The sequence below is a fragment of the Rhodococcus zopfii NBRC 100606 = JCM 9919 genome (assembly GCF_001895025.1).
GTDB classification, from domain to species: Bacteria; Actinomycetota; Actinomycetes; order Mycobacteriales; family Mycobacteriaceae; genus Rhodococcus; species Rhodococcus zopfii.
Map to the genome: position 1 here is coordinate 1 of NZ_BCXI01000099.1, position 3,134 is coordinate 3,134.

General features: G+C 58.4%; 3 protein-coding genes. All 3 read right to left on the minus strand.

Annotated elements, in window-relative coordinates; translation table 11 throughout:
- Positions 1–401: 401 nt before the first annotated feature.
- The 3 genes from RZ1_RS30360 to RZ1_RS29220 all read right to left on the minus strand — a co-directional run bounded on the left by RZ1_RS30360 (position 402) and on the right by RZ1_RS29220 (position 2,686).
- The gene (locus RZ1_RS30360) at positions 402–1,472 is read right to left on the minus strand and encodes a hypothetical protein (protein ID WP_139282072.1); all 1,071 of its coding nucleotides are present in this window, start codon (positions 1,470–1,472) and stop codon (positions 402–404) included.
- Positions 1,473–1,537: 65 nt separating this feature from the next.
- The gene (locus RZ1_RS29215; protein ID WP_072816417.1) at positions 1,538–2,011 is read right to left on the minus strand and encodes a barstar family protein; all 474 of its coding nucleotides are present in this window, start codon (positions 2,009–2,011) and stop codon (positions 1,538–1,540) included.
- 144 nt (positions 2,012–2,155) lie between these two features.
- Positions 2,156–2,686, minus strand: coding sequence for a hypothetical protein (locus RZ1_RS29220; protein ID WP_139282073.1), 531 nt, complete (start codon positions 2,684–2,686; stop codon positions 2,156–2,158).
- Positions 2,687–3,134: the final 448 nt, after the last annotated feature.

Consider the following 3,134-nt stretch of genomic DNA (forward strand, 5'->3'; position numbering starts at 1 on the left):
ACGTGGCCCACCAAAGCGAGACGCGGGGCCTTGGCCCAGATCCGTCGATGACGAGCGGGCATGAGAATCACGTTGGGGTTTCCTCGCCTTCACATTCACGGTCGGCTGTGCTGTTTGACGATCGCCAAACAGCACACCCGAAACTAGCAGGATGAGTTTGTCCTCCGCTGCGGCGAGACTGATCCGCAGGCCCTCGACTTCACCAAGCCAGCCATTTGCCTCGGTTGGAGCACACGAACGTGTCAACGGCGGTCGAAAACTAGGCAGCCCAACCGCGATTGGACGTGTAGGGCCCCCGGACACATAGCTGACAGGTCGTGCGCGAGATAACCGTGACCTCCTTCGAAGGGTGCGAGCGATGAACGTGAAAGAACGCGTGGGCGTTGCGGTGCCGGACGGATCTACCGGTCGACTCGGGACACCGAGAGAACAGAGCTTGGTTCGTGGTCGGATAGAATTCCGGGAAGCCAAGATATTTCTACTGGACCACGAACCGTATTTCCGGTGAGGAGGTCGTACTCGGTGTACGTAGGAACTTCGTCGTGCTGGATTGCGACAACAATATTGTCAGATACATTTGCTCGGTGAAGCTTGCCTAGATATGGAATCTTCCAGTTGTCCTGTATCACCAGCGAATCGTCGTTGACAGCGATCGAGTATACGGATCCGGCCTTGTCTATCCAGAATAGTTGGTCCCATAGAAGTGTAAGAGTACCCGGTTCGCTGAATTGCACGTGTTTGTCACCGACGTCAATGGTTTTTACTTCCCTGGACCCTGTTTCTGTATCGATTCGGACAAGTCTGATGGCGTCTTGTCTGGATTTATCTCTAAATCCAGCGGCCTGGCCGAATATGTTGTACAGGAATCTTCCATCCGGAGAGCACGCCGAGGTTCGCGAGAATGCCCGATCCTCACTTGGCGAATCCCATTGAGAGATGATGGTAGGGGGTTCGCCCGTTGAAGGCATCCTGTAAAGACTATTGGTAACGCTCTCTTGGGTGGAGGCTATTTCTTCGAAAGGGACCATAACGCCGTAAGCGAAATCTCCGCAGTAGCTTCCCGTTCGAATTATCCCTGGGACGGACTGTAGTCTCGGAAGGGTATCGGGACTGGTTACTACATAATTATTCCTGTAGGGAACCTCTGGGCCGTCCGGTTGGGCGGTGTTGAACCAGAATAATGATCCATTGGAACCGGGCCGGGAAGATGCGCCTTCCAGCATGTTCTCGTCGATCTCGACAGTGATTTTGTCGGAGAAGGTCAGTGTTGTAAGTGAGGACGCGTTGGCTGTGGTCAAACCTCCGGGCCACCCTACAGATGCGCTCGAAGTGATTGCGCTTCCGCTGAGCTGCCCAGTTATGCCACCTTTGTCGTCGAATGTTACAACGGTCGTTTTTGAGTTATCTGGCATCGGAAGCACCCCCGGACCGATGGTGACAGCAGCAACGGTTCCAGGGGGCAGAGAATTCATCTGCTCAACTTGGTCACGAATTCCAGTTTCAGGTGAATTGCACCCCGTTAAGATAATAAGCGCGCCTACTGTTGCCAAGGATGCCCGACGAGGCGATATCGGTGGAATAATATGATTCCCTTTCGTTGATTTCGTTCGTTTAATTTTCGGTTGAATGGCACCAAAGCCCCGTGCACAGTCGAATATTGTGCACGGAGCCCCAGGACGGTGCCGGTCGACGACGGGTCACTGCCGAAGGTGAAGGCCGCGACATCGCGGAGGGTGTCGACGAAGGCATCCGGGCCGCGGCCGTAATCGGGGTCGTACGACATTGCCCGGGCGAACGCGTCGTACATGTCGCCGGTGGAGGTCCAATCATCGCCGTCGATCCGGTGCACGAGGTAGCCGAGTGCGGCAAGGCGATCGCAGGCGCTGTCGAGATGAAAGGCGGCCTCGTACCGGAACACGGTGCCGTTCTGCAGCAGCGTCCAGTCGAAGCGTTGTCGCTGCTCGATGAACCCGTCCTTGTCGGTCGGGTCGAATACCGCTGTGCGCACCATGTCCCGAGCGTATGTGGCCGATCCGTAGGACAGCGGGCGGTCACCGAACCTCGGTTCCTGCGAAGGTGCAGGGGCAAGCTGCCAGGGCGCGCCGCAGCACTGCGGCCGAAACGACTCGTGTTCTGGGACCGGACGTGCGCAGCATCAAACGGTCGAAAGAGTTCTCGGGGAAACGAAGTGCCCGGCGGCCCGCACGGCGACAAACAGAGCCATCAAGGCCAGACCTGCTGCTCGATCGCCGCGATCGTCGAGCCTGTTCGAGCACCTGCGCTCCAGCCCTTCTTGCGGGAGCGCCCCGGGCTCGTCCGCCCCGCCGATCGTGACTTTCAGTTCGCCGGTCGGCACCGGACTGAGGACGGATCCGCACACCACTGTCCGGGGCCCGACGCTGTCGACCGGGACCGAGACCGTCGCACACAGTGCCCACCCGATCATTGCCAGCGCCATGACCACCGACACTGTGCAGGTCGAGCCGAACACGATCGCATACCGACTGTGACGGCGTCGCGTCCACCAGAAACAGGTGAGCGCGAATCCTGCACCGAGGTACACCAGCCAGACCCACCAGCCGAAGAGCCCGAGCAATGCGTAGGTGAACACGAGCGTGAGGATCCAGAAGGCCGCCGTCAGCCACGTCGTACGCGATCTCGTACCTTGCCGATTCCTGAGCGCCACCGGGTTATTCTCCCTGCCCTGTCCCGGTAGTTCGGGGAGATTTGCTGCCCGGCGAGCCCGCACCGTCAAGGACGCACGCCCGATTCAGAGAACCGTGCCTTGCCACAGCTCCGGAGTTGGATACGGACAGACGAACACCTTCGGGCGGCTCGATTTCCAGATCCTCTCCGAACCGCTGTGGGAACCCGCGAGCACTTCTCAGATTCTGTCCTGTTTGAGGATCGTCAAACAGGACTCTTGATACATCCATCTGCCGACATCCTCGACGGGTTCCGTTGCGAATCATCCTCAACGCGGACATTCCGCCTCGGCCCGTTCCGGTCATAGATCGACCCGCACACCTCCGATGACGCAACACCGGCCCCGAATGGGGCATATTCAAGATCGTTTAGTGTTGGGGTTGGGAGTTCCTCCAGTTGTCGATGAAGGGAACGAAACCCGATGGGAT